The sequence below is a fragment of the Pseudoxanthomonas suwonensis 11-1 genome (genome assembly GCF_000185965.1).
GTDB lineage: Bacteria > Pseudomonadota > Gammaproteobacteria > Xanthomonadales > Xanthomonadaceae > Pseudoxanthomonas > Pseudoxanthomonas suwonensis_A.
On record NC_014924.1, the window covers coordinates 3,395,589 to 3,419,049 of the forward strand.

The 23,461-nt window shown below is 70.6% G+C and carries 25 protein-coding genes; 7 read left to right on the forward strand and 18 right to left on the reverse strand.

Annotated features, from left to right (window positions below):
* Window position 1: 1 nt before the first annotated feature.
* From PSESU_RS15455 to PSESU_RS15515, 13 genes are all read right to left on the reverse strand, one after another.
* Entirely contained in the window at window positions 2–778 is a 777-nt protein-coding gene (locus tag PSESU_RS15455; protein ID WP_013536735.1) for a hypothetical protein, read from the reverse strand.
* On the reverse strand, window positions 775–2,193 hold the full coding sequence (locus PSESU_RS15460; RefSeq protein ID WP_013536736.1) for a pilus assembly protein TadG-related protein: 1,419 nt from the start codon (window positions 2,191–2,193) through the stop codon (window positions 775–777). Before PSESU_RS15460 ends, PSESU_RS15455 begins: the two co-directional genes overlap by 4 nt.
* Window positions 2,194–2,325: 132 nt before the next feature.
* The gene (locus PSESU_RS15465; RefSeq protein WP_013536737.1) at window positions 2,326–2,616 is read right to left on the reverse strand and encodes a hypothetical protein; all 291 of its coding nucleotides are present in this window, start codon (window positions 2,614–2,616) and stop codon (window positions 2,326–2,328) included.
* 128 nt (window positions 2,617–2,744) lie between these two features.
* The gene (locus PSESU_RS15470) at window positions 2,745–3,023 is read right to left on the reverse strand and encodes a hypothetical protein (protein WP_013536738.1); all 279 of its coding nucleotides are present in this window, start codon (window positions 3,021–3,023) and stop codon (window positions 2,745–2,747) included.
* Window positions 3,024–3,485: 462 nt separating this feature from the next.
* The gene (locus tag PSESU_RS15475) at window positions 3,486–4,508 is read right to left on the reverse strand and encodes a hypothetical protein (protein WP_013536739.1); all 1,023 of its coding nucleotides are present in this window, start codon (window positions 4,506–4,508) and stop codon (window positions 3,486–3,488) included.
* A gap of 27 nt (window positions 4,509–4,535) precedes the next feature.
* Window positions 4,536–5,060 (reverse strand): hypothetical protein, encoded by a 525-nt coding sequence (locus tag PSESU_RS15480; RefSeq protein WP_013536740.1) that lies wholly within the window; start codon window positions 5,058–5,060, stop codon window positions 4,536–4,538.
* A complete protein-coding gene (locus tag PSESU_RS15485) occupies window positions 5,057–5,782 on the reverse strand; it encodes a hypothetical protein (RefSeq protein ID WP_013536741.1) in 726 nt (241 codons plus the stop codon). Before PSESU_RS15485 ends, PSESU_RS15480 begins: the two co-directional genes overlap by 4 nt.
* 89 nt (window positions 5,783–5,871) lie before the next feature.
* Window positions 5,872–8,676 carry a tetratricopeptide repeat-containing serine/threonine-protein kinase gene (locus tag PSESU_RS15490; protein WP_155942793.1) on the reverse strand — a complete coding sequence of 935 codons (2,805 nt, stop codon included), beginning with the start codon at window positions 8,674–8,676 and terminating at the stop codon, window positions 5,872–5,874.
* A gap of 26 nt (window positions 8,677–8,702) precedes the next feature.
* Complete coding sequence (locus PSESU_RS15495) at window positions 8,703–9,197, reverse strand: hypothetical protein (RefSeq protein ID WP_013536743.1); 495 nt, start codon at window positions 9,195–9,197, stop codon at window positions 8,703–8,705.
* 97 nt (window positions 9,198–9,294) lie between these two features.
* Window positions 9,295–9,852: an ECF-type sigma factor gene (locus PSESU_RS15500; protein ID WP_013536744.1), complete on the reverse strand. Its 558-nt coding sequence runs from the start codon at window positions 9,850–9,852 to the stop codon at window positions 9,295–9,297.
* Between the two features lie 111 nt (window positions 9,853–9,963).
* The gene (gene panE, locus PSESU_RS15505; RefSeq protein ID WP_013536745.1) at window positions 9,964–10,902 is read right to left on the reverse strand and encodes a 2-dehydropantoate 2-reductase; all 939 of its coding nucleotides are present in this window, start codon (window positions 10,900–10,902) and stop codon (window positions 9,964–9,966) included.
* 10 nt (window positions 10,903–10,912) lie between these two features.
* Complete coding sequence (locus PSESU_RS15510) at window positions 10,913–11,710, reverse strand: ABC transporter permease (RefSeq protein ID WP_013536746.1); 798 nt, start codon at window positions 11,708–11,710, stop codon at window positions 10,913–10,915.
* Complete coding sequence (locus tag PSESU_RS15515) at window positions 11,707–12,657, reverse strand: ABC transporter ATP-binding protein (RefSeq protein WP_013536747.1); 951 nt, start codon at window positions 12,655–12,657, stop codon at window positions 11,707–11,709. The genes PSESU_RS15510 and PSESU_RS15515 overlap by 4 nt, the downstream gene beginning before the upstream one ends.
* 98 nt (window positions 12,658–12,755) lie before the next feature.
* On the opposite strand from PSESU_RS15515, the gene PSESU_RS15520 reads away from it, so the two are divergent.
* From PSESU_RS15520 to PSESU_RS15545, 7 genes are all read left to right on the forward strand, one after another.
* Entirely contained in the window at window positions 12,756–13,532 is a 777-nt protein-coding gene (locus PSESU_RS15520; protein ID WP_041764232.1) for a ferredoxin--NADP reductase, read from the forward strand.
* A gap of 118 nt (window positions 13,533–13,650) precedes the next feature.
* Window positions 13,651–13,812: a hypothetical protein gene (locus PSESU_RS16355; protein WP_013536749.1), complete on the forward strand. Its 162-nt coding sequence runs from the start codon at window positions 13,651–13,653 to the stop codon at window positions 13,810–13,812.
* Complete coding sequence (locus PSESU_RS15525) at window positions 13,809–14,390, forward strand: hypothetical protein (RefSeq protein ID WP_013536750.1); 582 nt, start codon at window positions 13,809–13,811, stop codon at window positions 14,388–14,390. Before PSESU_RS16355 ends, PSESU_RS15525 begins: the two co-directional genes overlap by 4 nt.
* The gene (locus PSESU_RS15530; RefSeq protein ID WP_013536751.1) at window positions 14,387–14,584 is read left to right on the forward strand and encodes a helix-turn-helix transcriptional regulator; all 198 of its coding nucleotides are present in this window, start codon (window positions 14,387–14,389) and stop codon (window positions 14,582–14,584) included. The genes PSESU_RS15525 and PSESU_RS15530 overlap by 4 nt, the downstream gene beginning before the upstream one ends.
* 43 nt (window positions 14,585–14,627) lie before the next feature.
* On the forward strand, window positions 14,628–16,145 hold the full coding sequence (locus PSESU_RS15535) for an alpha/beta hydrolase (protein ID WP_013536752.1): 1,518 nt from the start codon (window positions 14,628–14,630) through the stop codon (window positions 16,143–16,145).
* 31 nt (window positions 16,146–16,176) lie between these two features.
* The gene (locus tag PSESU_RS15540; protein ID WP_013536753.1) at window positions 16,177–16,923 is read left to right on the forward strand and encodes an ATP-binding cassette domain-containing protein; all 747 of its coding nucleotides are present in this window, start codon (window positions 16,177–16,179) and stop codon (window positions 16,921–16,923) included.
* Window positions 16,920–18,101 (forward strand): ABC transporter permease, encoded by a 1,182-nt coding sequence (locus tag PSESU_RS15545; protein ID WP_013536754.1) that lies wholly within the window; start codon window positions 16,920–16,922, stop codon window positions 18,099–18,101. Before PSESU_RS15540 ends, PSESU_RS15545 begins: the two co-directional genes overlap by 4 nt.
* Before the next feature lie 371 nt (window positions 18,102–18,472).
* Here the strand turns inward: PSESU_RS15545 and PSESU_RS15550 are convergent, their stop codons facing one another.
* From PSESU_RS15550 to rpmH, 5 genes are all read right to left on the reverse strand, one after another.
* Window positions 18,473–19,474, reverse strand: a complete 1,002-nt coding sequence (locus PSESU_RS15550) for an energy transducer TonB (protein ID WP_041764233.1) — start codon at window positions 19,472–19,474, stop codon at window positions 18,473–18,475.
* Window positions 19,475–19,607: 133 nt separating this feature from the next.
* A complete protein-coding gene (mnmE, locus tag PSESU_RS15555; protein WP_013536756.1) occupies window positions 19,608–20,945 on the reverse strand; it encodes a tRNA uridine-5-carboxymethylaminomethyl(34) synthesis GTPase MnmE in 1,338 nt (445 codons plus the stop codon).
* 114 nt (window positions 20,946–21,059) lie between these two features.
* The gene (gene yidC / locus PSESU_RS15560) at window positions 21,060–22,763 is read right to left on the reverse strand and encodes a membrane protein insertase YidC (RefSeq protein WP_013536757.1); all 1,704 of its coding nucleotides are present in this window, start codon (window positions 22,761–22,763) and stop codon (window positions 21,060–21,062) included.
* 38 nt (window positions 22,764–22,801) lie between these two features.
* Window positions 22,802–23,218, reverse strand: coding sequence for a ribonuclease P protein component (gene rnpA, locus PSESU_RS15565; RefSeq protein WP_013536758.1), 417 nt, complete (start codon window positions 23,216–23,218; stop codon window positions 22,802–22,804).
* A gap of 55 nt (window positions 23,219–23,273) precedes the next feature.
* A complete protein-coding gene (rpmH, locus tag PSESU_RS15570; protein WP_013536759.1) occupies window positions 23,274–23,414 on the reverse strand; it encodes a 50S ribosomal protein L34 in 141 nt (46 codons plus the stop codon).
* Window positions 23,415–23,461: the final 47 nt, after the last annotated feature.

Consider the following 23,461-nt stretch of genomic DNA (forward strand, 5'->3'; position numbering starts at 1 on the left):
GTCAGCGTGCCCCCGCCCGCGCCGGGCCCGGCAGGTTGGCCGGCAGCAGGCCCTTGCCGAGGCTGAAGGACTCGAGCTTCACCACGCAGCCCTGGGGGCCAAGCGGCCGCGCTTCGAGCGGGATGTATTCGAGGTAGCTGCCGATGGCCATGCCATCGCAGCCACGCAGGTCCAGCGGCTGCCCGGCGAAGCCCCACTGGCTGCCACCGGACCACATGCATACCTCCTGGTCGTCCTGGCGCCAGCGCACACAGGCCTGGCCACCCACGCTGTCCTCGCCGACCCGGGCCCAGCCGGCGCGCGCGACCAGTTCGGCCTCCGCGGCCATGTCCACGTCGGTCACCGCGGGGAACTGGCCGTCGACGGAGCTGTCCTCGGTCTGCTCCTCGGCCAGGGTCGGCTGGCATAACGCCTTCGGATCGGCGCCGTCGCTTCCGGCGCCGAGCGTCCACATGGTCTGGCGCACGGCCTGGCGGCGGGCATCGATCATGATCTCCACCCGCCCGGTGCCAAGTCGTGCGACCTCGTCGGACGGGAGCTCGCGCGTGGGCCAGCCGGCTTCGCGGCACATGTCCATGCGCCCCTGGTAATCCCTGCGCTGCGGGTTGCCGCCGTCGACGATGTGCTCCCAGGCCAGTACCGCGTGCAGGGCCGGCAGCGTCGCAGCGCCGCCCGCGTCGCTCGCCGGTCCATTGGTGTCGGGCTCGGCGGGTGTGCACGAGGCGCAGGCGGAAGCCAGCAGCAGCGCGGGCATCCAGGCGCTTGCGCGGGGCTTCATGGCGCCACCGCCAGGATCGAACGGTCGGCCAACGGGGTCTCCACCAGGCGTGCCTGCCAGTACGGGCTGAACATGTTTCCCATCTCGAACTTGTCGTCGTTGCGGCCCCACACCGAACGCCGGAACCTGGCGTACTCGTGGGGGCGGTTGAAATAGACCTGGGCGCTGGCCATCGCGCGGACCTCGTCGCCACGCGCTTGGTCGCGCAGTTCCATGCGTCCGGCGCCGATGCCAAGCGTGGAACTGGTGCGCACCCGGTCGATGCCAAGGCCGACCTCGACGGTGTAGACCGGGCCGGCCTTGTCGCCTTCCGGTGTCCGCGAGAATTCGTCTTTCACGTCGTGATAGCGCGCGGTCAGGCCGGTGCGGTAGCCGTCGAAGTAGGCCTGGCGGCGCTGGAAACCCATCTCCTGGCCGGCCGGGTTGCCCTCGATGAAGCGGCCGGAAATGCTGGACCGGGTGGTGCCGTTGTAGGCGGCGTGGCGGCGGTTCTCGTACGGCGACAGCCAGCCGCGGCCCTGGTCGATGCCGGGGAAGAACGGCGGCTGGCGCCGGTCCACGGCCTGGGTTCCGCCCCAGCCCAGGGCGAAGGTCTCGGTCCCCAGCGGGAACGGCAACGGCAGGCGGAAGTGGAACGTGTCCACCCCGGACCAGCGGTCGTAATCCACCAGGTCGGTGCCGCCGCGGTTGTGGAACACGCCGAAGGCGGTGCCGTCCCGCGCGCGGGTGAAGGTGTCGCGCGAGGCCATGACCACGTTGCGGTAGCGTTCGCCGCCGGTGTTGCGCGCGCTCTGCCCCGGGTTGTACAGCTCCAGCTGGCGCGAGGCGGCCAGCGCGTTCGCGCCGAGCACGCCGACGCCGGCGGCGGTGACGCGTGCGCCGGGCGCGTTGTCCTCCACCACCTTCCTGGCCATGGCCAGGATGTTGGCGCCGGACGCGGGCGTGCTGAGCGCCGTCCGCGCCGCGATCGAATACGGGTTGTCGAGCACCTGGTCCAGGGTGAAGATCGCGCCGTTGACGCCCGGGATGAAGGTCTTGCGGAAGGCCTTGAGCGCCTGGTTGAGCACCTTCATGGCGCGGTCGATCGCCGCCAGCACGGCGTTGAGTCCCGGCACCCAGCTCAGCAGTGCCGTGACCACGTCCATGAACTTCTCGAAGTGGTAGGAGCTGGAATGGACCATGGTCAGCCAGGAGTTGAGGCTGACCATCTGCGCGATGGCGACTTCGTTGGCCACGCGCCCGCGGTTGAGGTAGGCGGCGAGGTTGCGCGCGCGCGCCTGCTCGACCGCGATGCTGTACGCCGCCGCATCCGCGGCGTTGGTCACCTCCACCTTCCTGCCGACCACCTGGCCGGTGTTGAAGGTCACCAGCAGGCCGATGCACAGCACGACCAGGAAGACGAGGACCAGGGGCATGGCCTGGCCTCGCATCCGCCTGCTGTACGTGGAGATGGAACGGCGCATCGGGCTCTCCTGCGGCACGCGCCTGCCCTGCCCGGTCCGTCGGGGACCGGGATCACGGGTCGGCGTGAATGCCGGTGACGGCGCTTACTTGGCGTCGTTGGCGTGGTCGTAGTTGGCCATGCCCTGCTTGGCAGGATCGTTGGCCCGGCCCGCGGCGCCATTGGCCGACTCGGCCGCGTTGCTGATCGCGGTCTGGGCCGAATTGCCGGAGAGTTCCTTGGCCAGGCCGGATGCCTGGTTGCGGACGGTCTTGCCGAACATCGAGAACACGCCGATCGCGGCGATGGCGATGAGCGCGACGATGATGATGTACTCGGTCATGCCCTGGCCGCGCTGGATGCGACGACCCGCGGAACGCATGCGTTTCCGGCTCATTTCACGTCTCCTGTGTGGAGGTCCCGCATGCGTTGGCAGGCAGCGCGCGGGACGGGCCCGGCGCCGACGGCACGCCCCGCGCGGCTGCGCGCGGCGAGCGCCGATCGGTGCCGGAGACGATCGCAGGCTTACTTGGCGTCGTTGGCCTTGTTGTACTCGGCCATGCCCTTGTTGGCGTTGGCGCGGGTCTGCGCGTCGTTGGCGGCGGTGCCGGCGTTGCTGATGGCGGTCTGCGCCGAATTGCCGGAGAGCTCCTTGGCCAGGCCCGCGGCCTGGTTGCGGACGGTCTTGCCGAACATCGAGAACACGCCGATCGCGGCGATGGCGATGAGCGCGACGATGATGATGTACTCGGTCATGCCCTGACCGGTCTGGTTGAAGCCGAACTTCCGGGACTGCTTGCGCATGCGATGGTCTCCTGAAGGGCTGTCCGGAGCAGAAAACCAAAAACACGCTCCGGGCCTGTTTGCCCGCTGTTCCGTCGGGATGTACGCGTGGGTTTGCCGGCGATGATGCGATGCACTGTTCCAGCCGTGATCCACGCGTCAAAAAACTAGCACCGCCTTCGTTGCCGTCACAAGTCATTGATTGACGTTTTTTGTCGGTTTTCCCGGCTGATTCAGACGAACAGCCGATAAAGGGTGATGGGTTCTGCAGAACGGGAAAACGGATCGCCTGTTTCTTGACGGCACTCACGTCCGACATGCGCGGGTCATGCAGTTGTGGTGTATCCGTCATGCGCGCGTAGGCAGGCGCGCGCGAAGCGGATGACAGCAGTACGGAATTCCAGGACGCGCGACGCTGCGCGGGAAAGGAAAGCCGCGGCGCGGGCCGCGGCCAGTGATGCACCGGCCAGCAACCGTCGAGGGTCAGCGACGCAGCTCCGGCTTGAGCGTGAGGTAGGTGGCTTCCCAGTGCAGGGGGTCGTCGCGGTTGTTGTCCTGGAAGGCGAAGATCCGGCGGCCGCGCTCGTCCGCATTGACCGCCAGCGTCAGCAGGTGGTGGTCGCTGTTGTCGAAGGTGAACTCGAAACCCTGCAGCGCGTGCACCGGGGTGGCCGCTCGCGCACGATCCAGGTCGCCGCCGCCACCGGCAAGCGTGCCTTCGGCCTGCACCAGGTCGGCGGGAATCCAGGCGTACTGCACCGTGGCCCGGTAGCCGCGGTACCTGCCGACCATCGCCGGGATATTGCGCGCGGCCACCCGGCTGGCCTCGACATGCGCGAACTCCAGCAGGCCGGGCAGCATCGTTGCGCTGGCCAGCGCGGCTGCACCCAGCGAACGCTCCAGGCCTCGGAAATCCAGGCCCTGGTCGTCGGTGAGCGAGACCACCACGGCGTTGCGCTCGCCATCCATCCACACGCCGATGTTGCGCAGGTTGGCGTCGCTGCGGTCGGCACGCTGGAACTCGAAGCCGCGCAGCACCAGCACATGGCCTGCCGGCTTGGGCGTGGGCAGTTGGATCCGGAACTTGCCGCCGCCGATCGCGCTCACCTCACCGGCCTGGCCGTGGGTGAACGTGGTCCAGCTGGCGCTGGCGCGGAACGGGTCGTTACTGTCTTGGTCGGCGAAGGCGAAGCGCGTATAGCGACCATCGGCCTTGACCCCGACATGGCGCAGCTTGTGGTCGCCGTTGCCGAACGACAGCAGGAAGCCGTTGAGCGCTGCCACCTGCGGCAACGCCGGCTGGTTGGCGCCGTTGCCACTGCCGGTCAGTCCGTTGACCACGGTGCTGGATTCGTTCCAGGTACCGGCGGGCAGCTTCAGTGCCAGCTTCACGCCCGGCAGAGTTTGCACCCGGACCTGGGCATGCAGGGCCGGGATGGCGGCGGCAAGCAACAGCAGGGTGCAGCGGGTCAGCGCCCGGCGCGCGGACGCGGGGATGGTGTGCATGGCGGTTTCCTCGGGTTGGATGGAAGTTCAGCGCAGGCGCCGGTAGCGCTGCACGATGGGGGTGGCGTTGCGGATCGCCATGCGCGTCTCCAGCTCGGCGCCGCTGCAGGCGTACTGCATGTCCTGCACCTGCGCCGGCCCCCTCGGCATCGGCATCTCCAGGGTGCGGCCGCCGGGCACCTGGATCTTCATGGTGCCGCTGGTCGATTCGCGCGAGGGACGCAGGGTCAGCCGGCCACCGGCGGTGCTCCAGCTGCCCTGCGCCTGGAACTGCGCATCGCGGGTGGTCGCACTCATGCCGCTGGCACTGGTGGCGGTGGCTTCGGCACTGCCGCCAGCCGCGTAACTGCCGTCGCCGCGGAACTCCAGCGTGCCCTGCTGCTGGGCGATCGCGACCTGCATGCCTGGGGCGTTGCGCTGCATCCAGTCGGTGGCCGCATTGCCCACCGGCTCCCAGGTTCCGACGACGCAGGCATCGGTGGCGGCCTGCGCGCCGCCGGCCAGCGACAGCAGCGGCAACAGGACAAACATCATGGAACGCCGGGACTTCATGGCTGCATTCCTCGGGGGTCGCTTTCAGGGGAAGTCGCGTCGCCCAGCCGGTACACGCGGCGGCAGCGCGAGGTGTCGAAGTCGTCGATGCCATTGGCCGCGGGCAGGGGTTGGCCATGCACCCGCACCCGGACGCCAGTGGCGGCCAGCTCCAGCAGTTCGCGGTCGGTGTCGTCATTGCCGAGGTCGGCGTCGTGCACGAGCACGTGGGTGCCGTCCGCGTCGACCACGGCCAGGCCCATGTGTTGCGGGTCGTCGACGGCATGGACCAGCACGCCTTCGCGCGTGGCCTGCGGGGTGCGGCTCGAGGGTGGGACCGAACCGTCCTCGGGCGCGAGTATCGCCAGCAGTTCCCCGTTGGCTTGCATCGGCAGCAGTGGTGGAACGCGCTGGTGGTCGGCCTGCCAGCCTTCCAGGGCGAGCAGCCGGCGTTGCAGGGTCGCGCTGCGGCAGCCGGCATCGGTACAGGCGGCCAGCTCCGCGGCAAAGGCCTGGCGGTCCTCGTCCCAGCAGGCCTGCACGGCGGTGCGGTCGGGGCCCAGCAGCCAGGCCACGGCCGACTCGTAGCGGGCCAGTACATCCTGCAGCTCCGCGTCCTGCAGCTGTGCGTCCTGCAGCGCCTGCGCATCAGTGGCGGCCGGCGCTGGACTGCACGCCGTGGCCATGCCCATGACCAGGCCCATGGCCAGGCCCTTCGCCAACAGGATCCCTTGTCCGTGCATCGGCTTCCCTCCGTTGCCACCAGTCCGGCGGGGCGCGGGGCGCCCCCTGTACCGGCATACGCAGGACCGCGGAAGAAAGTGACAGCGACTCAGCGCGTGGCGGCCAGGGCCTGCTCCAGGCGCAGCCTGGCAATGCCCGGGATCGGCTGGCGCAGCCGTTCCCCGGCCTGGCGGCGCAACTCCGTGCAGTCGTCGGTGCCCGCGCGGCACGCGCCCTCGACCAGGAAGGCGAAGGCCTCGTTGACCATGCGCGGGTTGGCCTGGGTGTTCTCCAGCATCCGGCCCACATCGTCGCGCAGCGCGTGCTCGGCTTCGGCGACCCGGCCCAGGGCCAGCAGGCTGCGCGCGCGCCACGCGGCGACGTAGTGGACGTTGTCCGGGTCGCCACCCTGCTCGCGCGCGTGCTTCCCGTACAGCGCGATGCTGCGGTCATACAGCGCCAGCGCGCGGGCATGGTCGCCGAGCGCGGCATGCGTACGGGCGACATTGGCCAGGCGTGCGGCCACGCGCGGATGGTCGGCACCGAACAGCCGCTCCATCGCCTCGAGCGAGCGCCGCTGCAGCGGCAGGGCGCGGGCGGCCTCGCCCTGTTCACGCAGGGCATCGGCGAGGTTGCCTTCGGCGATCGCGGCGCCGGCCTCGCCACCGGCCAGGCGGTAGCGGCGCAAGCCCTCGGCGAAGGACTCGGCCGCCTCGGCGAAACGCCCCTCGGCGAACAGCAGGCTGCCGCGGTCGGTATGGCCGAGGGCGCCGTTTGGATGGGCATCGCCAAACATGGCCTGGACCTGATCCAGGTATTCGGCGTTTAGCTCCAGCGCGCGCTCGACGTCGCCGCTGGCGGACACCAGTCGTGACAGCAGCTGCAGGGTCGAGACCGACTCCCGGTTCGGGCGGATGTAGATCCGCCGCTGCGAATCCACCACCTCCTCGAGCAGGGCCAGGCCACGCGCGAGTTCGCCCATGCTGGCGTAGACCGCGCCGAGGCGGCTGGCGACCAGCAGGGTATCGGCGTGGTCCGGACCAGCGCGGCGGCGGCGCATTTCCAGCGCGCGCTCCAGCACCCCGATGGCCTTGCGCGGATCGCTGACGCGCTCGTAGTAGCTGCCGGCATTGACCCAGAACGCGGTGCATTCGTCCTCCGGGGCGGCGGGTGCATCGCACAGGGCAATGGCCTCGGCAATACGCGCGTCCACCTCGTCGTAGCGGTCGCGCTCGGCCAGCACGCTGATCGAGCCGCTGAGGGTGCGCACCAGCAGGCCGCTGCCCGGCGCGCGGGCGCGCAGCACCGGCAGCGCGGCATCCATGCGCCGCAGCGCTTCCTCCGGGTCGGGCGGGTTGAGATGCGCGCGCGTGGACCCGGACTTGGCCAGGACTTCGGCGGTGGCCTCGTTGTCGTCGCCGAACAGCTGGCGGCGACGTTCGAGCGCGGCGTCGAACAGTTCGGCCGCGCGCGCGTAGTCGCCGATCTCCTCGGCCAGCAGGCCCAGCCGCAGTTCCACCGCGGCCAGCACGCGCGGACGGTCCGCCAGTTCGCTGCGCGCACGCGCGGTGGCCTCGGCCAGCAGCTGCGCACGGTCGATCTCGCGCGATTCCTCGGTGCCCGGGGCGAGCACGTCCAGCAGGCTGGCGAGGTAGTCCAGCTGCGCCTGCGATTCCTCGGCCAGGGCGTTGGCGCGCTGCGCTTCGGCACGTGCCTTGCGCATCTGCCACACGGTGCTGCCCACGCCGGCCACCAGCAGCAGGACCACCGCCAGGCCGGCGGCCACCTGCCAGCGGTTGCGGCCGGCGAACTTGCGCAGGCGGTAACGCAGGCTCGGCGGATGGGCGGCGATCGGCCGGTGTTCCAGCCAGCGTTCCAGGTCGTCGGCGAACGCGGCGACGCTGGCGTAGCGGTCCCCGGGGCGTTCGGCCAGGGCCTTGAGCGCGATCGTGTCCAGGTCGCCGCGCAGCTGCGCGACCAGCGGTCGCAAGCCCTGGTCGGGATGTTCGCCAGCGCGCTGGCGCAGCAGCCGCGACGGTGCGACCACCTCGCCGTCGCGACGGCCGTGGCCCGGGGCGACGCCGGTGAGCAGGCGGTAGAGCAGGGCGCCCACGCCGTACACATCCATCGCCGTGGCCGGCGGCGCACCGCTGAACTGCTCCGGCGCGGCGTACTCGGGAGTCAGCGCCTGCAGCACGGTGCGGGTCAGCGCGATGCCGCCATCGTCCAGAGTGCGGGCGATGCCGAAGTCGAGCACGCGCACATGGCCGTCGCCGTCCACCAGCACGTTGGACGGCTTGATGTCGCGATGCACGACCAGGTTGCGGTGGCTGTAGTCCAGCGCCTCGCAGACCTGCAGCAGCAGGCGCACCCGTGCCGCGGCATCGAGCCGGTGGCGGGTGCACCACTGGTCGATCGGCTCGCCTTCGACCAGCTGCATCGCCAGCCACGGCGTGCCATCGGCACTGACCCCGGCGTCATACAGCGCGGCGATATACGGATGGCGCAGGCGCAGCAGCGCCTGCTGCTCGTGCAGGAACCGGTCGCGTCCCTCGCGCGCCACGCTGCCGAGGGTAAGCACCTTCACCGCCGCGACCTGGCCCTGGACGCCGTCCTCGGCGGTGGCGCGGTAGACCACGGCCATGCCGCCGCGGCCGATCTCCCCGTCCAGGCGCCAGCGGCCCAGGCGCTGCCCGGCCAGCGACGCCACCGCCGGCTGCAGTGCCGGCGGCGGCTGGTCGAGCACGCCGCCCGGCCGCGAGTGCGCGGCCAGCAGCCGGCGCACGCGTTCGCGCAGGGCCTCGTCGCCGGTCAGTTCCCGGAGGCGGGATTCGCGGGTGTGTCCGGGTTCGTCCAGCAGCGCATCGAACAGCGCGTCGGCGCGCCGCCACAGTTCCCGCTCACCCGCATCCATGCCGCCTTCCGGGAACACCGTTCCTCCTATGGCCTGCTAGCCTGGCCGGCGGCACGCGTGGCCTGCTGCGCGGCCCGGGTCCGGGCCGGGGTCATGACCTGGTCGCGCTGCACCGCCTGGCCCAGCTTGTCCGGACCCTTGGGATCCTTGGGCGGGTCCTTGTCCTTGGGCGGTTCCTCCTTGGGATCCATCGCCACCTGGCCGAGCCGGGCGACGGCGCCGGCCTGGACGCCGAGCTTGTCCGGTCCCTTCGGGTCCTTCTGCACCGGCTCGGTCTTGCCGCCGCCGTTGCTGTTGTCGGTGCCGCCGCGGGTGCCGGGGATCGCCCCCGGGGTCAGCGCGCCGCTGCGCGTGGCCGCGGCCTGCGCGCGCAGGTCCTGGCCGGCGGCCGCGATCTGGGCACCGTCCATGGGCACGCCCTTCTCGCCGACGATCGCGTCGGATTGCTGCTGCTGCGCCCACACGCTGGACGGCAGGGCCAGGCCCAGCACCATGCAGCACAACGTCGTTTCCAGTTTCATGTCCCTGTCTCCGATGAGGGGAACGATCCGGCGGACGCCATTCGCCCGGGCCGACGCTCCCGACCGACATACGCAGGCGGGGAAGCGGGAGTGCCACTCATCGCAGCAGCATGCTGTGGAGGAAGGCGCGGGCGCGCTCCCACTCGCGCTTGGCGGTGCGCTCGGAACAACCGAGCAGCCCGGCGATCTCGGCGAAACCCAGGCCGACGAAGTAGCGCAGCTCGACCACCTGGCGGCGCTGCGGGTCGATCTGTTCCAGCGCCTCCAGGCCCTCGTGCAGGGCGAGGATGCGGGTGTCGGCGTCCCCGATGCCGCCGGCCAGGTCTTCCTCCAGGGTGACCGCGGCCAGTCCGCCGCCACGCTTTCCGGCATGCGCGCGGCGGGCGTGGTCGACCAGGATCCAGCGCATTGCCTGGGCGGCGGCCACGAAGAAGTGGCGGCGGTCGGCCAGTTCCGGCAGTCCGCCGCTGGCCAGGCGCAGGTAGAGCTCGTTGACCAGCACCGTGGGGGTGACGGTGCGATCGCCGCCACCGACTCGCGCCACCGCGATGCGGTGCAGTTCCGGGTACAAGGCCTCGAATACCGCGGTCAGCTGCCGGGAGTCGCCATCCCGCGCGCGCTCCAGCAACCGGGTGATCTCGCACTCCTGTTCCATTGCGGCCCCTCCGCACCCCGCACTCCGGCGGGACGGGCGAAGCTTAGCGCGGTCCCCGGGGCCCGTCAGCGTGGCTTTGGGGGGTGGCCGGGGCGCCCTGCCGCGGCCGACTCAGCCGCCGCCGCGCAGGCGCTGGTAGGCCTGCAGGTGCACCCAGGCGGCCTGCAGCAGTGGTGCCGGCTGGCCATGGGCGCGGGCGCGCTGCCACATGTGGCCGACGATATGCGCCGCCTCGACCGGACGCCCGGCCTCCAGGTCGCGCAGCATCGAGGCCTTCACGTCCGAGCCCTGCTGGACCAGACTTCCGCGGGCGATGGCACGCGCCTTCTCCGGTACCGGCTGGCCTTCGGCGGCGGCCACCGCCAGGCACTCGTCGTGCAGGGCGGCCATGAATTCCTCGCCGCCCTCGCTGGCGACGATGTCGCCGATGCTGCCGCGCACCAGGCAGGTGCCGGCGGCCAGTGCGGCGAGGAAGCTGAACTTGATCCACTGCTCCTGGCCGATGTCGGTGCTGGCGCGGTGGTCGATGCCCGCCTGCGCGCACAGCGCGGCGAAGGCCTCGACCCGGGCGCTGCTGCCGCCATCGCGCTCGCCGAAGGTGATCGAGGCCGGACGGCCCAGGTGCAGGATCGATCCGTCCTCGCCCAGGGTCGCGCTGATGAAGCACAGGCCGCCGAGCACGTTGTCGCGGCCGAAGCGTGCGTCCAGCGCGGGGTAGTGGTGCAGGCCGTTGAGGATCGGCATCAGCGTGGTGCCGGGCAGCATCGCCGGGACCACGGCCTCGATCGCGCTGTCCAGGTCGTAGGCCTTGCACGACAGCAGCACCAGGTCGAAAGGCTGGCGCGCGACCGCCGCAGGCAGTTCGTCCGCGGTGAGTGTCGCGACCTGCAGGTCGGCATCGCCCAGCGGGCTGCGGATGCGCAGGCCGCGTTCGCGCAGCAGGGCCGCGCGCGCGGGGCGCACCAGGAAGGTGACGTCAGCGCCGCCCTGGGCAAGTCGCCCGCCGAAGTAACCGCCGGTCCCACCGGCGCCGAGCACGAGGATGCGCATCGTCGTCTCCTCAGCTGCGCAGGCCCACGCCACGGCGCAGCAGCGCCAGCGAGATGCCCGACAGCACCGCCACGAAGGCCAGCATCAGCGTATAGGCCACCCACAGCGGCACGTCGGTGCTGCCGAGCAGGCCGTAGCGGAAGGCATTGACCATGTAGAAGATCGGGTTGGCGTGGGTCGCCGCCTCGGCCCACGGCGGCAGCAGCTTGACCGAATAGAACACGCCGCCCAGGTAGGTCAGCGGGGTGAGGATGAAGGTCGGGACGATGGCCACGTCGTCGAACTTGCGCGCGTAGACCGCGTTGACGAAGCCGGCCAGCGAGAAGATGGTCGCGCCCAGCAGCACGGTGCTGAGGGTCACCAGCGGATGCGGGATGCGCACCTTGGTGAAGCACATCGCGATCAGCAGCACGATCACGCCGACCATCAGCCCGCGCAGCACCGCGCCGGCGACGTAGCCCCACAGGATCACCCAGTTGGGCATCGGGCTGACCAGCAGCTCCTCGACGTGGCGGCCGAACTTGGCGCCGAAGAACGAGGAGGAGATGTTGCCGTAGCTGTTCTGGATCACGCTCATCATCACCAGGCCGGGCACGATGAACTCCATGTAGCTGTAGCCGCCCATGTCGCCGATCCGCGAGCCGATCAGGCCGCCGAAGATCAGGAAGTACAGGGTCATGGTGATCGCCGGCGGCACCAGGGTCTGGCCCCAGATGCGCAGGATGCGGTTCACCTCGCGGCGCACGATGGTGCCCAGCGCGATCCAGTTGGCGGCGCGTGGCGTCCTTTCCACCAGTGGCGTGCTCATGCGGCCTCCTTCTGGCCGGTGAGCCGCACGAACAGCTCCTCCAGGCGGTTGCTCTTGGTGCGCATCGAACGGATGCGGATGCCGGCGGCCTCGAACGCGGCGAACACGCGGTTGAGGTCCATCGCCCGCGGCATGTCCAGGTCCAGGGTGTGGCTGTCGACCGCCATCAGGGTGGTGCCCTCGATCTCCGGCAGCTGCGTGGGCAGTTCGCCGTCGATGTCGAACAGGAAGCCTTCCACGTCCAGCTTGGCCAGCAGGGCGCGCATCGGCCCCTGCTCGACGATCGTGCCGCGGTCGATGATGGCGAGGTTGCGGCACAGGCTCTCCGCCTCCTCCAGGTAATGCGTGGTGAGGATGATGGTGGTGCCGGCGGCGTTGATCTCACGCAGCACGCGCCACATGTCGCGGCGGATCTCGATGTCCACGCCGGCAGTCGGCTCGTCCAGGATCAGCAGGCGCGGCCGGGTCATCATCGCCCGGGCGATCATCAGCCGCCGCTTCATGCCGCCGGACAGGGTGCGGCTCATCACCCGCGCCTTGTCCCACAGGTGGGCGCGGCGCAGTTCCTGCTCGGCCAGCGGGCCGGCCTCCTCGCGCGGGATGCCGTAGAACCCGGCGTAGTTGACCAGGATGTCGTACGGCTGCTCGAACAGGTTGAAGTTGATCTCCTGCGGCACCAGGCCGATCAGGCGCATGGCCTCGCTGCGGCGCGACACCAGGTCGGTACCGAACACCTCGACGCTGCCGCTGCTCAGGTTTACCAGCGAGCTGACGATGCCGATCAGGGTGGACTTGCCGGCGCCGTTGGGGCCGAGCAGGGCGAAGAAGTCGCCCGGGGCCACGTCGAGGGACACGCCCCGCAGGGCTTCCACGCCGTTGCCATAGGTCTTGCGCAGGTCGCGCACGCGCAGCGCCGGAGCCGCTGCCTCTGGGGAGTGTGGGGTCATGAGGCCTTTCGCGCCCTCAGGGCGCCTGCACGGAGCTGCGGCTATTATAGGTCCGAGCCGGGAAGCCTCCCGGTACACACTGTCCCGAAACCAATACCGTGCCCCTCCAGTTCCCGCTCCGCCTCGTCGAGCGCCGCATGCTCGCGCCCACCATCGGCCACTACGTCCTGGCCCGCGACGACGGCCAGCCGCTGGACTTCGTGCCGGGGCAGTTCATCCAGATCCACTTCGACTACGCCGACGGCACCCCGGCACGGCGCAGCTATTCGCTGGCCACGATCCACGACCATGCGATGGGTCCGGGCGAGGCGGTGGAGATCGCGGTCAGCCACGTTCCTGGCGGTGCGGCAACCGCGCTGTTCGAGGCGCTGGAGATCGGCAGCCATGTCAACGCCAGCGGTCCGTACGGCCGTTTCTGCCTGCTCCCTGCCGACCGCAACGCGCGCTACCTGCTGATCGGCACCGGCACCGGCGTGACCCCGTACCGGGCGATGCTGCCGGTGCTGGCGAACCTTATCGCCGAGCGCGGCATCGAGGTGGTGCTGCTGGCCGGCGCGCGCACTCCGGGCGAACTGCTGTATGCGGACGACTTCCGCGGCTTCGCCGACGCCCATCCGCAGTTCCGCTACGTGCCCTGCCTGTCGCGCGAGCTGCCTGCGGCCGGTTCGCCGCAGGCCCACGAGGACGTGCGCCACGGCTACGTGCAGCAGCAGCTTCCGGAGTTCGCACCGGATCCGGCGCGCGACATCGCCTACCTGTGCGGCAACCCGGACATGGTCGATGCGAGCTTCGAGGCGCTGAAGGCACTCGGCTTCGGCGCGGCGCAGATCCGCCGCGAGAAGTACATCAGCACCAATCCCACTCCGCGCCGCTGAACCCCGGGCCGCGTTGCAGCGCCCGGAACCGGCCCGCACCGGGGCCTGTAAAGGACGCTTGACAAGCGGCCCGCGCTGCTCCTATCGTCTGTCAAGCACGCTTTACAGGAGAAGCGGGATGGCTGGCAGTACCACGGCACGGCGCAACGCGGACGTCTTCTTTCCCATCGGCCTGGCCTTCATCGGCGTGGGGGCGGCCCTGCACTACGTGCTGCCGGTCGGGATCGTGTCCTTCGTCCCCGCCGCCGCGGACCGGATGCATGGGAGGAGGACGGCATGAAGCCCACCTCGCCCCGCCTGCTGGCGCTGATGGCGGCAGCCTCGCTCGGCCTGGGCCTGCTGCTCCCGCGGCTCATCCCGGGCCTGCCGGACGCCGTGACCGGAGTACTGCTTGGCGCGGCCTTCGGCCTGGGCCTGGCCGCGCTGATGTACTGGCGCCTCCCGTCTCCCTGCGATACCGCGCCGGCCGCGCTGCGCCGCCGTTACACCCGCGAGATCGCGGTGTCGATGAGCGCCTATGCCGTCGCGGTAATCGTCTCGCTGTTGCTGCTCAAGCGCGCCGACCTGGACACGCCGGTGCGGGCGCTGGTGGCGCTGCTGCCGGTGCCGCCGATCGCCCTGGTGCTGCGCGCGATGGTGCGCTACATCCGCGACGTGGACGAGATGCAGCAGCGCATCGAGCTGGAGGCGGTCAGCATCGGCACCGCGCTGGTGTGCATGGTCTACATGGCCGGCGGCTTCCTGCAGGCGGCGAAGGTGATCGACGTGCCTTCCGCCTCGGCCATGATCTGGGTATTCCCCTTCATCTGCGCGACCTACGGCGTAGCCAAGGCCGTGGTGATCCGCCGCTACCAATGAAGAACCACCTGCGCGCATTGCGCGACGAGCATGGCTGGTCGCAGGGCGAGCTGGCCGAACGCCTGGAGGTCTCCCGGCAGACGGTCAACGCCCTGGAAACCGGCAAGTACGACCCCAGCCTGCCGCTGGCATTCCGTATCGCGCGGCTGTTCGGACGCAGCATCGAGGACGTGTTCGTCCCCGACGAGCCCTGAGCGCCGCTTTCCTTCCGAAACCCACCTGACCGGGCGCATCGACATGAAGACCCGCAGTTCCCTACCGCTCCTTGCACTGGCGGCCGGCCTCGCCCTGGCCGGCTGCAGCCAGGATCCATCCTCCGGTTCCGCGCACAAGGGCGCCAACACCTACGGTTCGATCGAGTTCGAGCCGTGCACCCTGGCCAACAGCGGCCGCGGCGACAACGTGCAGGCACAGTGCGCCAGCTTCGAGGTGCCGGAGGATCCGGCCAACGCCGACGGCCGCCGCATCGCGCTCAACATCGCCTGGCTGCGCGCCACCCAGGACGGCGCGGCGCAGGAGGATCCGGTGTTCTTCATCGCCGGCGGTCCCGGCCAGTCCGCGGTGCAGGTATGGCCGCAGATCGACCCGGCCTTCGCCGAGGTGCGCAAGCAGCGCCACGTGGTGCTGGTCGACCAGCGCGGCACCGGTGGCTCCAATCCGCTGGAGTGCGACCGCACCGGCCTGGCCGAGCTTGGCGGCGACGTGGACAAGGCGCTGCAGGCCCTGGTCGGGCTTGCGGAAGAGTGCGCGCGCGAGGTCGCCGACCGCGCCGATACGCGCCTGTACACCACCACCGATGCGGTGGCCGACCTTGAAGCGGTACGCCAGGCCATCGGCGCCGGGCAGATCAACCTGGTCGGCGGTTCCTATGGCACCCGCGTCGCCCAGCAGTACGCGAAGCAGTATCCGCAGCACGTGCGCTCGATCGTGCTCGACGGCGTCGCGCCCAACGACCTGGTGGTGGGCGGCGAGTTCGCCCACACCTTCGAGGACGCCCTCCAGCTGCAAGCCGCAGGCTGCCAGGCGCTGCCTGCCTGCGCCGAGCGCTTCCCGCAGGATCCGAAGGCGCAGCTGCGGCTGCTGGTCGAGCGCCTCGCGCAAGCCCCGGTCGAGGTCGAGTACCGCGATCCGACCAGTGGCGAGAGCCTCAAGGGCCGGGTCGATGCAGGCACCGTGACCAGCCTGGCCTTCATGTTCTCGTACATGCCGCAGACCGCGGCGCTGCTGCCGCTGGTGCTGGACGAGGCGGCCCAGGGCCGTTACGCACCGCTGAAGTCTCTGTCCGAGCTGATGGGCCGCAGCACCGCCGGGGCCATGGCCTCGGGCATGCAGTGGTCGGTGCTGTGTGCCGAGGACGCCGACCGCTACGACGAGGGTTCCGCCAACGCGGACGGCACCGTGCTCGGGCCGCAGGTCGCGCAGATGTTCTTCGCCCCGTGCAGCGCCTGGCCGCATGGCAGCCGCCCGCAGGACTTCACCGCGCCGCTGCGCTCGGACGTGCCGGCGCTGCTGCTGTCGGGCGAGCTGGATCCGGTGACCCCGCCGCGCTTCGGCGCACGCGTGCTGGAAGGCCTGCCCAACGGCCGCCACCTGGTCCTGCGCGGCCAGGGCCACGGCACCCTCGGCCTGGGTTGCATGCCGCGCGTGCTCGGCCAGTTCCTGGAAAGCGCCGATGCCGCCGCGCTGGATGCGCGCTGCCTGGACAGCATGAGCTACGTACCGCCCTTCACCAGCTTCAACGGATGGGAGCCCTGATGCACCACCACCTCGCCAACGGAGTGCCGCGATGATCATCGCCCACGACCTCCACAAGAGTTTCAAGACCCGCGCCGGCGTGGTCCAGGCCGTCGCCGGCGTGGGCTTCGAGGCACGCGACGGCCAGATCACCGGCCTGCTCGGGCCCAATGGTGCCGGCAAGACCACCACCCTGCGCATGCTCTACACCCTGATGCAGCCGGACAGCGGCCACATCGAGGTCGACGGCATCGATCCGGCGCGCGACCCGATGGCGGTGCGCCGCGCCCTTGGCGTGCTGCCGGACGCGCGCGGCGTGTACAAGCGCCTGACCGCGCGCGAGAACATCGCCTACTTCGCGCGCCTGCACGGCCTGTCGACCAGCGTTGCCGCCGAGCGCATCGCCAGGCTGTCCGCCGCGCTGGACATGGACGAGATCCTCGATCGCCAGACCGAGGGCTTCTCCCAGGGCCAGCGCACCAAGACCGCGATTGCCCGCGCCCTGGTGCACGACCCGCGCAACGTCATCCTCGACGAGCCGACCAACGGCCTGGACGTGATGACCACCCGCGCCATGCGCCAGTTCCTGTTCCGCCTGCGCGACGAGGGCCGCTGCGTGATCCTGTCCAGCCACATCATGCAGGAGGTGGCAGCGCTGTGTGACCGCATCGTCATCATCGCCAGGGGCCAGGTCGTGGCGTCGGGCAGCGCCGAGGAACTGCGCGCGCAGACCGGCGAATCCAGCCTCGAGGACGCCTTCGTCAAGGTCATCGGCTCGGGGGAGGGCCTGCAGGCATGAACGCACTGGCAACCCTGTGGATCGTGATGTGCAAGGAGCTGCGCGACATCGCGCGCGACCGCCGCACCCTGGCCCTGACCCTGCTGCTGGGACCGCTGCTGCTGCCGGCGATCATCCTCGGCATGGGCGCGATGGCCGAGAAGAAGGCCCGCACCCAGATCAAGAAGGAACTGGAGGTACCGACCATCGGCGTGGAACGCGCGCCCAACCTGGTGGCCTTCCTCGCCACCCAGGGCATCCGCACCGTGCCCGCGCCGGAGGACCTGGACCAGGCCATCCGCGACCAGCAGGTCGAGGTCGGCATGCACATCTCCGAAAGCTATGCGGAAGACTGGCGTGCCGGACGACCGGCGCTGGTGGAAGTGGTGGTCGACACCACCCAGCGCGATTCCAGCATTCCCCAGGCACGGCTGCAGGGCGCACTGCGCGCCTATGGCGGCCAGGTCGGCACCCTGCGCCTGCTGGCCCGCGGCGTCGATGCGTCGGTGGTGCAGGCGATCTCGCCGGGCATCCGCGACGTGGCCACCGCCGAGGCCAAGCGCGGGCGGATGCTGGCGGTGATCCTGCCGTACTTCCTGATCCTCACCGCCTTCCTCGGTGGTGCGGCGCTGGTGCTGGACGCCACCGCCGGCGAGCGCGAGCGGCAGTCGCTGGAACCGCTGCTGGCCACCCCGGCCGCGCGCGGGGCCATCGTCAGCGGCAAGATCGCGGCGGCCTGCGTGCTCGGCCTTGTGACCCTGCTGCTGTCGCTGCTGGCGATCAAGCTCAGCTCGCAGATCGCCACCGGCGTGGCGCGGCAGATGGACGTGTCGATGCTGTCGATCGCCAGGATGCTGTTCGTGCTGCTGCCGATGCTGCTGATCGGCACTTCGCTGCTGACCCTGCTGGCGGCGTCGGCCAAGAGCCTGAAGGAGGCGCAGAGCCACATGACCTGGCTGATGCTGCTGCCGATGGTGCCGTCGATGATGCTGATGGTGAACCCGGTCAAGACCCAGCTGTGGCAGTTCGCGGTGCCGTTCCTGGGCCAGAACCAGATGCTGCTGCGGGTAATCCGCGGCGAGCAGGTGAGCCTGCAGGAGTGGGGCGTGTACCTCGGCTGCAGCCTGGGCCTGGCGCTGGTGCTGTGGGTCGCGGCGGTGATGCGCTACCGCCAGGAGAAGCTGGCGATCTCGACCTGAGGTCGCCGCTTTCCTGCGAGGATGAAGCACAGGGAAAGGCCCGGCTATCGCCGGGCCTTTCTTCTTTCATCCATCCCGGCAGGACCTCCGTGGGCCGGCGCCAATGGAGTGCGGTTATCGGGATCGCCTCCCGACGGCCTTCTGGCTTCCGGCAGCGGGAAGCGTTGGTTGCTTCACCACCATGCCCGCAGGTAGTGCGCTGCCAACGCAGGATGGTGCGCGCCCGGACGCAGCGATGTGCCCCGAGGGTTCGGGCAGCCACCTCATGCTGGCAATTCGCGCTGCAGTCGCCCCCTGTCAGCACGCGATCGAGGCAAAAGAAAAGGCCCGGCGATTGCCGGGCCTTCCCGTTTCCAGCAGGTAGCGGAGGATCAGCCTTCGGTCGGCGCGAACGCCAGGGTGCGGCGGGTCGTGACCGGTGCATCGATCGGCTCGAACTTCCAGCGGCGCACCGCGTTGATCGCCTCGCGGTCGAAGATGCGCGGCGGGTTGGCGCGGACCACGCGGGCGTCGGTGACTTCGCCCGAGGTGCCGACCGTGAACTCCACCAGCACGTCGCCGGAGGTACCCGAACGCAGGGCATCGGGCGGATAGCGCGGCGCCGGCATGCTGATCGGACGCAGCGCCGGCGGACGCGGTGCCTGCTGCGCCGGACGCGGAGCCTGCTGCTGGGCGGCGGCCTGGCGCGCCGCAGCCTCGCGCTCGGCGGCCTCGCGGCGCTCGCGCTCGGCGGCGGCCTGGCGCGCGGCTTCCTGCTGCTCGGCCAGGCGACGCGCCGCCTCGGCCTCGGCAGCCTGCTGCTGGACCGCACGCTGGCGCTCTGCCGCGATCTTCGCCTCGGCCTCGGCCTTGGCGCGCGCGGTCTCCGCCTCGCTGCGCCTGGACGCCATCTGCTCGCCGTTGGTGATGCTCTGGCGGATGCGGCCCAGGGCCGGGGTCTTCGGATCGGCCTTCTCGATCAGGGCGACCAGGCGCCTGGCCTCGTCGAAGTGCTCGCGGGTCACCGCCTGCTCGGTGGCGATCACCGTGTACGGCATCAGGTCGGTCAGCGCGCTGGCGACGGTGGCGTCGTCCGGCATCTTGTCGCGCAGGGCCAGGTAGTACTCCATCGCGTTGTCGCCGGCCGGGGCGTACATGCGGTTCTCGCGCAGCGCCTGGGTGGCGAGGTCGCGCAGCTCGTCGGCGCCCATGCCCTGGACCTTGGCGGCGACGGCCGGTTCGGCAGGCGCGGCTTCCTTCTTGGGGGCGGGCGCGGTGGTGCTGGCGGCAGCGCCTGCGGCAGGTTCTTCCTGCTTGGAACATGCGCCAAGCGCGGCGACCAGCAGCAGGCCGGCCAACAACCGCGACCGCGGCGGAATCGTCAAGGTCATCAGTACTCCCCCGTGAGAACCCGTTGAATGTGGATTGACGGCGCAACCCCGTATCGCGCCGTACGCGACCGATTGTCAACCGCGCGCCACTCGCATACAAGCGTCCGAGGCGCTTTTTCGCCCTACAGTTCCGCGCCTACTTGCCGATGCAGAAGCTGGAGAAGATGTGCCCCAGCAGCTGGTCGGCGGTGAGCCGGCCGGTCAGGGTTCCCATTGCGTCGTGGGCCATGCGCAGCTGCTCGGCTGCCAGCTCCAGCTGCCCCGCCTCCAGTTCGGCCGCGGCCACCGCGATCGCGTCCAGCGCCTCGCGCAACGCCTCCAGGTGGCGGGCGCGCGCACTGAACTCGCCCTCGGCCGCCTCCGGTGCGCCGCTGGCAGCCAGCCTGCGCAGCGCGGCATGCAAACGGTCCAGGCCCTGGCCGGTGAGCGCCGAGACGTGGATTGCGTCTTCGCCATCTGCCGGCAGCCGTGGCAGCAGGTCGGCCTTGTTGTGGATCCACAGCTTCAGCGGCACGTCGCGCGCGGCCTCCTCCAGCGCGGCGCGGTCGGCTTGCGGCGCACGCGCGTCCAGCACCAGCAGGGCCAGGTCGGCACGTTCGACCTCGGCGCGGGCGCGGCGCATGCCTTCACGCTCGATCGCGTCGCCGCCCTCGCGCAGGCCGGCGGTATCGGCCAGCACCAGCTCCAGGCCGTCGATGCGCACGACTTCGCGCAGCACGTCGCGGGTGGTGCCGGCGACATCGGCCACGATCGCGCGGGCGTCGCCGGCCAGGGCGTTGAGCAGGGAGCTCTTGCCGGCATTGGGCGGGCCCAGCAGCACCGCATGCAGGCCGTCGCGCAGGCGGCGACCGCGTTCGGCGCGCGCCAGCAGCTCGCCCAGTTCGTCCTGCAGGCGGGCCAGGGCGGTGGCCACCTGGGGCAGGCCCAGGGTCTCGATCGGTTCGTCGACGAAGTCGATCGCCGCTTCCACGTGGATCCGCAGCCGCAGCAGGGCGTCGGACGCATCCTCGACCTGGCGCGAGAACACGCCCTCCAGCGAACGCCGCGCCGCACGCGCGGCGCGCAGGTCGGAAGCGGCGATCAGGTCGGCGATGGCCTCGGCCTGGACCAGGTCCAGCTTGCCGTTGAGGAAGGCGCGTTCGCTGAACTCGCCCGGGCGGGCCTGGCGCGCGCCCAGCTCGCGGCAGCGCTCGACCAGCCGCTGCAGCACCACCGGGCTGCCGTGCGCCTGCAGTTCGGCCACGTCCTCGCCGGTGAAGCTGTGCGGGCCGGGGAAGGCGAGCACGATGCCATCGTCGATCACCGCGCCGTCGGCCTCGCGGAAGAACGCCCGCAGCGCGCGTCGCGGCGCCGCTTCACGGCCACACAGGGCCGCGGCGATCGCCAGCGCCTCCGGTCCGGACAGGCGCACGATGCCCACGCCCCCGGCACCGGGAGCAGTGGCGATTGCGGCGATGGTGTCGGGCGAGGTCATCGGGATCTGGCGAGGCGGGGCGGCCAGCGTAGCGGCTGCTCCGGCCTGCCGCGAGTCCGCTGGATATCCGCCGGATAAAGGAAACCCGCCTTGGCGGCGGGTTTCCTTGGGGTCTTACTTGGCGGCGGGCTTCGGGGCCGGCTCGCCGTGGCGCTTCATCATCCACCACTGCTGCAGCAGGCCCAGGGCGCCGTTGGTCACCCAGTACAGGACCAGGCCGGCGGGGAAGAAGGCCATCATCACGCCGAACACCAGCGGCATGAACTGCATCATCTTCTGCTGCATCGGGTCCATGCCCGGCGCCGGCTGCAGCTTCTGGGTGAACCACATCACCGCGACGTTGATGACCGGCAGGATGAAGAACGGGTCGCGCGCGGTCAGGTCCTGGATCCACAGGATCCACGGCGCGTGGCGCAGTTCGACCGACTCCACCAGCACCCAGTACAGGGCCAGGAACACCGGCATCTGCACCAGGATCGGCAGGCAGCCGCCCATCGGGTTGATCTTCTCCTTCTTGTACAGCTCCATCATCGCCATCTGGAACTTCTGGCGGTCCTCGCCATAGCGCTCCTTCAGCTGCTGGATGCGCGGCTGGAACTTGCGCATCTTGGCGAAGCTCTTGTACTGGGCCGCCGACAGCGGATACATCAGCGCCTTGACCACCACGACCAGGCCGATGATGGCCCAGCCCCAGTTGCCGAACAGGTCGTACATGTGGCTCAGGACCCAGAACAGGCCTTCGCCCAGCACGGCGAGGATGGTGAACTGGCTGTAGTCCACCGCGCGCTCCAGGCCCGGGACGCCCTGGGCACGGATCTCGGAGACCAGCTTCGGGCCAACGTACAGGCGCGCCTCGCTGGTGGCGGTGCTGCCCGGGGCGACCACCAGCGGGTTGGCCACCTCGCGCACCAGGGCGCGGTCGCCGACCTGGTCGAGCGAGATGGTCCCTGCCTGCTGGGTGCCGGCCGGCAGCCACGCGGTGAAGAAGTGGTGCTGCAGCATCGCCACCCAGCCATTGCTGGTCTGCAGGTTGAGCTTGCCGTCCTCGATGTAGTCCTCGTCGAACTTGCGACGGTCGTAGCTGCCGTCGTACCAGGCGGCGCCGTTGAAGCTGAAGGACTCGGGGCTGGTGTAGCCGCGCTCGATCACCGGCGGCTTGCGCACCAGCTGGCGGTAGACCTGGCCCTGCCACGGGGCGCTGCCGGCGTTGACCACCTCGTCGCGCACGGTCACCGCGTAGGCGCCGCGCGACAGCACGTAGGTGCGGCGGATCTGCACGCCGTTGTCGCCCTGCCACACGAACGGGACCTCGACCGAGTCCGCGCCCTCGGCCAGCACGTACTCGCGCTGCGGTTCGGCGGGAACGAAGCCGGACAGGTGGGTCGGGGCGGCGCCGCTGGCGCTGACCCAGCCGCTCTGGGCCGCATAGAAGCTGGCCGGCGCGGTATCGAACAGGCGCACGGCGGTGCCGTCGCCATTGCGGTCGCGCGGGAACTGCAGCAGGTCGGCCTGGACCACGCTGCCGCCGTCCAGCACCAGCTGCAGCACGTCGCTGCTGGCGACGATCCGCTGCGCCGAGGCGGCGGCGGGCGCGGCTTCGGCCTGGGCGGCCGGCAGCGCCGCGGCGGCAGCGGCCGGGACCGAACCATCGGCGGCGGGCGCCGCGGCAACCGGCTGCGGGATCGCATCCTGGGCCACGGCGGTGGTCGGCGCCGGCGCGGCGGCGGCCGGGGCGGCCTGCTCCTTGCCCCATTCCATCCACAGAAGGACGGCCACCATCAGCCAGGCGAGGATCAGGAATACGCGGGTCTGGTTCATCAGGGCAGGCAGGCTCGGCCGGAAGAAGGATCCGGCACTCAGTTATTAGAAGGAGGGGCGGACGGGGGAGGCGCGGGCATTGTGCCGCCGCCGGCCGGACCCGGCAATGCGCCGGCCTTGCGCAGCAGGCGCAGGAACGACTGCCGGATCTGTTCGCCGGTGGCGCGCGCCGCCGCCGGACGGGCGACCACCACGTAGTCGCCGCCGGCCATGCCGGCACGGTGGTGGCGCATGCAGTCGCGCAGGGCGCGCTTGATCCGGTTGCGGCCCACCGCGCGCGGATCGACCTTGCGCGATACGGCCAAGCCCAGGCGCGGTTCGCCGTCGCCGGGCAGCCAGTGCAGGCCGATCAGGGAATCGCCGAGGCGGCGACCACCCTCGAACACGCGGGTATATTCCACGCGCAAACGGACCCGGGCGCTGCGAGGGAATCGCGCGCGCGGGTCCGTGGTCATCTCGCTGGATATCGCTGCGGCCCGGGTGTCAGTAATGACGGGGCCGCGAGGCGAATCAGGCGGTCAGGCGCTTGCGGCCCTTGGCGCGGCGACGCGCCAGGATCTTGCGGCCGTCAGCCGTCTTCATGCGGGCACGGAAGCCGTGGTCGCGCTTGCGCTTGAGGTTGCTGGGCTGGTAGGTGCGCTTGGTGGCCATGGCGGCACTCGATTCGTAATGGGGCGAAAGAACCGGAAAGTCTAGTG

Excerpts from the sequence above, each read along its gene's own strand:
- PSESU_RS15455 (WP_013536735.1), bottom strand. The coding sequence starts at position 778 with ATGAAGCCCCGCGCAAGCGCCTGGATGCCCGCGCTGCTGCTGGCTTCC.
- PSESU_RS15460 (WP_013536736.1), bottom strand. The coding sequence starts at position 2,193 with ATGCCCCTGGTCCTCGTCTTCCTGGTCGTGCTGTGCATCGGCCTGCTG.
- PSESU_RS15465 (WP_013536737.1), bottom strand. The coding sequence starts at position 2,616 with ATGAGCCGGAAACGCATGCGTTCCGCGGGTCGTCGCATCCAGCGCGGC.
- PSESU_RS15470 (WP_013536738.1), bottom strand. The coding sequence starts at position 3,023 with ATGCGCAAGCAGTCCCGGAAGTTCGGCTTCAACCAGACCGGTCAGGGC.
- PSESU_RS15475 (WP_013536739.1), bottom strand. The coding sequence starts at position 4,508 with ATGCACACCATCCCCGCGTCCGCGCGCCGGGCGCTGACCCGCTGCACC.
- PSESU_RS15480 (WP_013536740.1), bottom strand. The coding sequence starts at position 5,060 with ATGAAGTCCCGGCGTTCCATGATGTTTGTCCTGTTGCCGCTGCTGTCG.
- PSESU_RS15485 (WP_013536741.1), bottom strand. The coding sequence starts at position 5,782 with ATGCACGGACAAGGGATCCTGTTGGCGAAGGGCCTGGCCATGGGCCTG.
- PSESU_RS15490 (WP_155942793.1), bottom strand. The coding sequence starts at position 8,676 with ATGGATGCGGGTGAGCGGGAACTGTGGCGGCGCGCCGACGCGCTGTTC.
- PSESU_RS15495 (WP_013536743.1), bottom strand. The coding sequence starts at position 9,197 with ATGAAACTGGAAACGACGTTGTGCTGCATGGTGCTGGGCCTGGCCCTG.
- PSESU_RS15500 (WP_013536744.1), bottom strand. The coding sequence starts at position 9,852 with ATGGAACAGGAGTGCGAGATCACCCGGTTGCTGGAGCGCGCGCGGGAT.
- panE (WP_013536745.1), bottom strand. The coding sequence starts at position 10,902 with ATGCGCATCCTCGTGCTCGGCGCCGGTGGGACCGGCGGTTACTTCGGC.
- PSESU_RS15510 (WP_013536746.1), bottom strand. The coding sequence starts at position 11,710 with ATGAGCACGCCACTGGTGGAAAGGACGCCACGCGCCGCCAACTGGATC.
- PSESU_RS15515 (WP_013536747.1), bottom strand. The coding sequence starts at position 12,657 with ATGACCCCACACTCCCCAGAGGCAGCGGCTCCGGCGCTGCGCGTGCGC.
- PSESU_RS16355 (WP_013536749.1), top strand. The coding sequence starts at position 13,651 with ATGGCTGGCAGTACCACGGCACGGCGCAACGCGGACGTCTTCTTTCCC.
- PSESU_RS15525 (WP_013536750.1), top strand. The coding sequence starts at position 13,809 with ATGAAGCCCACCTCGCCCCGCCTGCTGGCGCTGATGGCGGCAGCCTCG.
- PSESU_RS15530 (WP_013536751.1), top strand. The coding sequence starts at position 14,387 with ATGAAGAACCACCTGCGCGCATTGCGCGACGAGCATGGCTGGTCGCAG.
- PSESU_RS15535 (WP_013536752.1), top strand. The coding sequence starts at position 14,628 with ATGAAGACCCGCAGTTCCCTACCGCTCCTTGCACTGGCGGCCGGCCTC.
- PSESU_RS15540 (WP_013536753.1), top strand. The coding sequence starts at position 16,177 with ATGATCATCGCCCACGACCTCCACAAGAGTTTCAAGACCCGCGCCGGC.
- PSESU_RS15545 (WP_013536754.1), top strand. The coding sequence starts at position 16,920 with ATGAACGCACTGGCAACCCTGTGGATCGTGATGTGCAAGGAGCTGCGC.
- mnmE (WP_013536756.1), bottom strand. The coding sequence starts at position 20,945 with ATGACCTCGCCCGACACCATCGCCGCAATCGCCACTGCTCCCGGTGCC.
- yidC (WP_013536757.1), bottom strand. The coding sequence starts at position 22,763 with ATGAACCAGACCCGCGTATTCCTGATCCTCGCCTGGCTGATGGTGGCC.
- rnpA (WP_013536758.1), bottom strand. The coding sequence starts at position 23,218 with ATGACCACGGACCCGCGCGCGCGATTCCCTCGCAGCGCCCGGGTCCGT.
- rpmH (WP_013536759.1), bottom strand. The coding sequence starts at position 23,414 with ATGGCCACCAAGCGCACCTACCAGCCCAGCAACCTCAAGCGCAAGCGC.